Origin of the sequence: Daejeonella sp., assembly GCF_044232565.1 — a bacterium.
Taxonomy (GTDB): domain Bacteria; phylum Bacteroidota; class Bacteroidia; order Sphingobacteriales; family Sphingobacteriaceae; genus Daejeonella.
On the sequence record NZ_JBIILQ010000227.1, the window covers coordinates 1 to 4,443 of the forward strand.

A 4,443-nucleotide genomic window follows, 5' to 3' on the forward strand; every position below is an offset into this window, starting at 1 on the left:
AAGATAATGTGGAAGTGCTTTGAATAGGGTAAATAGTTTAAAAAAGCGAATATTCCGATGATATGAAACCACCAGCAGAAACGCTCAATAGCAATAAGTGCTGATTGGGAGTCTGGTAGGAGTGGTAATAATTGGCTACTTACAGGAAAAGAGCCTGCTTGTATGTAATTAGCTGCTCCTGAGAGCTGCAATTTATAGTCTGCGGCATTCATAAACAGAAATGCTGACATTAAAAGCACTTCAATAATTAGAATCATGTTAGCATCCGACTTCGGCCAATTGGTCATTTCTACGCCCATAAAGCGCTTCAGTTTAACGATATTCCTTCTGGCATAAAATACCAAGACAGCGAACAGAACAAGGGCTGCAAGGATTTCAAATGAGGCAATTAATACATTGTATAATCCGCCGAGAGGACCTGAAAAGAGGCGGTGCGTACCCAGTAACCCATCTAAGATTATTTCTAGTACTTCCAAATTGATGATTACAAATCCTAAATAGACAAAAAGGTGCATGATTGCTGCAATTGGGCGCTTGCCCATTTTAGATTGACCAAAAGCTACTTTTAGCATGGTAATTAAACGTTCAGCAGGTCTATCAGAACGATTCGTATCTCTACCGAGTTTAATATTTCGGATAATTTTACGGATATTCTTACTGAACAATACTATTGAAGCAATGACAATAATCAGGAAAATTACTTGTAGAACCATATTGGTATAGGTTTATTCCGTAAAAATATGGATTATCCTGGAAATAAATTACTATGCATGCATAATATTAAAATTATTTTTTTTCTGGGCTTTCGAAAAAAATGGAATAAATTTCAAATAATATTTTCATAAACGAAAAAAGACACTACATTTGCAGTCCCGAACAAAACGGGTATGGTCTGGTACCATAGCTCAGTCGGTAGAGCAAAGGACTGAAAATCCTTGTGTCGCTGGTTCGATTCCAGCTGGTACCACCAAAATTGAAACCTCAGCATCAGCTGAGGTTTTTTTGTTTAAATTAATTTTGGACTTATTTTAAAAGGTTTTAGCCATAATTTTGTTTATTGATAAAATCTGTGTCTTGTTAATTTATAGAAGCGCGACACCTCTCGATTGTTTCGGAACTACAATTACGGATGGTACTAAGGCCTCATCAAATTCATTAATTGTTTTGGACTTAATAAACTTGATAAATAGCTCAGCCAGATTTCTAAAGGTGTTTCGGATGTTAAAATAAAAAATCCAGTGCTGACGGGCACTGGATTGGTGATAATAATAATATTTCCTATCGTTTCAGGCTATTTTATTAGCAATAAAAATGATGCTTTATTAGTTTATTGAGCTTGAAAAATTTTGTTAAAAGTTAAAAATCTCGGATAGCTATAAATTGTAATTTAAGTTGATTAAGTTCTGAAGATTGTGCTCCATCAGCAAAATTCTGAGTCCATGAATTACTTTGAATGTTTTCGCTCTCACTGGAACTCCAAAAGTACTTATCTTCAAAATTGCCTATTTGATTTTCATGTAACATCGAATAAATCAATTGAAGTTCATCCTTATCAGGTAAGCGCCAATCAGTATATTCATCATTCTCATAGTTTAAGCAAATCATTTTAGCATCTTCCAATTCAGCTTTCCCTAATTCAGTTTTAGAGCAAACCAAGCCATGTTCTCCATTTTGGTCAGTATAGACAATTATTCCTCCCTCAGCCAATTTTCCTGTATGCAGGTTATTGATAAATTCTTCCTGACGTGAATTTGAAATCTCTAAGTTATACTCCGCTTCAAAAAGATTAAAAAGTATTAACATACTTGAGATTATATTTACACTTACCATGAAAATTAAAATATAATTGTTCATAATCGGATCTATTGTAGTCGTATTTGATACCACTACTGTTCCAATTACAAAACAAAAAGTCATAAATAGAGAAACGAAAATTATTGTCTTTATTTTCTTGTTTTTTTTCATAACAGTGTTGATTTTTTTTCGTTAGCCATATCCATTTTTTATAAAAACTAAATAATTGTTCTTTAAAAATAATTAATTTTATTGTTTTATTTATTCTTTAAATGGAGATACCCAATATGTGGGCTCTGATAGCCCAAAAAAAGGAATGAGTGATTTCCATAATTTCTAAATTTATTTCACAGATATCTTTAAAAAGTATCTGATTTACTTACAGTTAATTAAATTATAAATTCAAATCTAATTTATTTTTGTGCTTGCTCCTAAAAAAATCACGTTATTCGTGTGATATAACACATTATTACTTGAAACGCTTTTCAACTTTTATAAGGATAGGCTCGTCAAACATCTTTTAATTTTACTAGAATAATATACGAAAATCCTTAATTATGATGTTGGGGTTAAATTTTAGATTGTTGAATGAATGAGTTTTCTAATGATAAAAAATATTTTTTGAGCATTGAAGGTTGTTGTTTATAACTTCTGGGCTTGAAGCAAATTCGGAATTTTTCAATCCGCTTGCAGAATTTAGAAATTACAAATTCTATTTTTTTTAATAAATAAATTTAACTAGAAAGGTAATTATTAACTAGTTAAAGCGAGTATTTGAATTTTAAAAAATAAAAACATTAACAAACGCGACAACAGTATTAAACAGATACCTTAATTCAATGGATATGAATACATCTGTTGCCATAAAAATTGGAGGTTTTTTTATTTTCTGTAATTATTTATTGGAAGCATTTTTTTAGGGTTACCTTATTTCACTAAAAATTCAAATTATAATCTTCGTTAGAAAGTATCAAGAATCTATAACTATTTTTATTGGAGGAGGAATAATCAGACTTATCTATAAGAATTGTTAATTAATAGTATTTTTTTTGCCTTGATAGACCTTAATAATGTCTCCATTTTCAAGTTCAGATTTGATTAATCTATGGCTTGAAGCTATCATTTTCGTGATGTATTGAGAATAAACTTCTTTTTGGGGGATTAGTATTGAAACTCGCTTGATTTGTGAATCATTACTTGATATATGATCAATGGAAACCCCAGTTGTAATATTGAATAATCTATGATACTCTAGTTTTTGCCCGACTAAATCTTTTTCTTCAGATGGCAAATTATCAGCGGCTGTCCATCCTCTAGAGTTTAAATATTGTATAAAGTCGGATGAGCTTTTCTTTCTTAAATCAAAAAGTTCATCAAGATTTAAATTTTGTGCAAATCCTGTGTTTGATAGAAAGATAAATAATAGAAATGAAAGAAATCGGATACTATATTTCATTATTTAGGGGTTTAAATCCGTTTTTATAATTAAAATAATCGAAACCATCTATCTGCACTTTAATAATTGTTTAGAAAAATATACCTCCAGAGTGTTGAATAAATCGTCAGGATTATCTTTCTAATCTTTTTATTTGGCTTAATCAATTCTAAGGTAAATTTTACAGTTATTGTAAATATTTTCCGTTATTCGTGTGAATAACAGGAAATAACATATTTTTTTATTTATTTTATCTATAAAACAAGGCAGGGATAAAATTATAAAAACGTAAAGGATGGTATTAATATCTTAAAATGAATTTCGTTTGAATTGATTGAAAATATCTGAATAATTTAATTTATTATTTCACTATTTAAGTGTTTTCTCGAGCTAAGAAATGTCATCGCTCAAGCTTAGGATTTTAGTAAACAAATTATTATCAGTCTAAGTTTCGTTGATTTTAGTTGGAAACCTATATTATTCGACTTGTTTATATTTAATTTTTAACCTAATTATAATAACTAATGACTCTTTTAATCATTCTAGAGGCCCTTTATTATGAAGATGATGCCAGAGTGGTCGAAATGATCAACAATTCTTCTCCAATTAAAACTTACCCACTAAAAAATAAACTTTTTGTGGTTCATTCTGGTTTTAGGTTCAACATTGAGACTGGTCAAGCGTTTGAGTTATTAATTGATTTATCGAGTTTGGATAGTCCCAAATTAATTCATATCCCAATTACAAGTACAGCTTCATTTCCTTTAATTCTTGGTTTAGTGGTTTTTAAAAAAAATAAGTTTATCGATGCTTTCTCAAAAGTCATAATTGCTGGGGTTTCCGAGAACTACAGTAAAATCTATCCTATAGAGGAAAAAATTGACGATATTGTTAAGATTAAACTAAATCATTCTGAGTTTTTCATTTTTAAAGATGATGATCATGCGGTAGTTAAAAGTTTTCCATTGTTTAGAATTTATAATAAATCTATTTCTCAAAAGGATGGTAAGTTTTTTGAAAGCGATGGTGTATTTTAGGCTTTACTAATATTTTATTGATCCTTTTTTTAAATATGTATATGGTACTATTCAATAGATTAGTGTTTCGAGTATTGAAAAATTTGCAGAATATATTATTTAATATTTTAGAATAGTTTTTATCTGATACTTTGTCTAAATCCAAATTAATATGATGATTTCGAATATCCCTAATTT

At 29.5% G+C, this 4,443-nt stretch carries 3 protein-coding genes, 1 tRNA gene and 1 pseudogene; 2 read left to right on the forward strand and 3 right to left on the reverse strand.

Annotated elements, in window-relative coordinates:
- Nucleotides 1-713: pseudogene (locus tag ACILQF_RS10930) on the reverse strand (Fe-S oxidoreductase); the annotation flags it as partial.
- Between the two features lie 181 nt (nt 714-894).
- On the opposite strand from ACILQF_RS10930, the gene ACILQF_RS10935 reads away from it, so the two are divergent.
- Nucleotides 895-970 (forward strand) — tRNA-Phe (locus tag ACILQF_RS10935).
- A 386-nt stretch (nt 971-1,356) separates the two neighbouring features.
- Here the strand turns inward: ACILQF_RS10935 and ACILQF_RS10940 are convergent.
- Both ACILQF_RS10940 and ACILQF_RS10945 read right to left on the reverse strand, forming a co-directional pair.
- Nucleotides 1,357-1,965 carry a DUF1566 domain-containing protein gene (locus ACILQF_RS10940; protein ID WP_395627444.1) on the reverse strand — a complete coding sequence of 203 codons (609 nt, stop codon included), beginning with the start codon at nt 1,963-1,965 and terminating at the stop codon, nt 1,357-1,359.
- An 859-nt stretch (nt 1,966-2,824) separates the two neighbouring features.
- Nucleotides 2,825-3,250, reverse strand: a complete 426-nt coding sequence (locus ACILQF_RS10945; RefSeq protein ID WP_395627445.1) for a hypothetical protein — start codon at nt 3,248-3,250, stop codon at nt 2,825-2,827.
- A gap of 503 nt (nt 3,251-3,753) precedes the next feature.
- On the opposite strand from ACILQF_RS10945, the gene ACILQF_RS10950 reads away from it, so the two are divergent.
- Nucleotides 3,754-4,266: a hypothetical protein gene (locus ACILQF_RS10950; RefSeq protein ID WP_395627446.1), complete on the forward strand. Its 513-nt coding sequence runs from the start codon at nt 3,754-3,756 to the stop codon at nt 4,264-4,266.
- Nucleotides 4,267-4,443: the final 177 nt, after the last annotated feature.

Coding starts and splice junctions, on each gene's coding strand:
- ACILQF_RS10950 (WP_395627446.1), top strand. CDS start 3,754: ATGACTCTTTTAATCATTCTAGAGGCCCTTTATTATGAAGATGATGCC.
- ACILQF_RS10940 (WP_395627444.1), bottom strand. CDS start 1,965: ATGAAAAAAAACAAGAAAATAAAGACAATAATTTTCGTTTCTCTATTT.
- ACILQF_RS10945 (WP_395627445.1), bottom strand. CDS start 3,250: ATGAAATATAGTATCCGATTTCTTTCATTTCTATTATTTATCTTTCTA.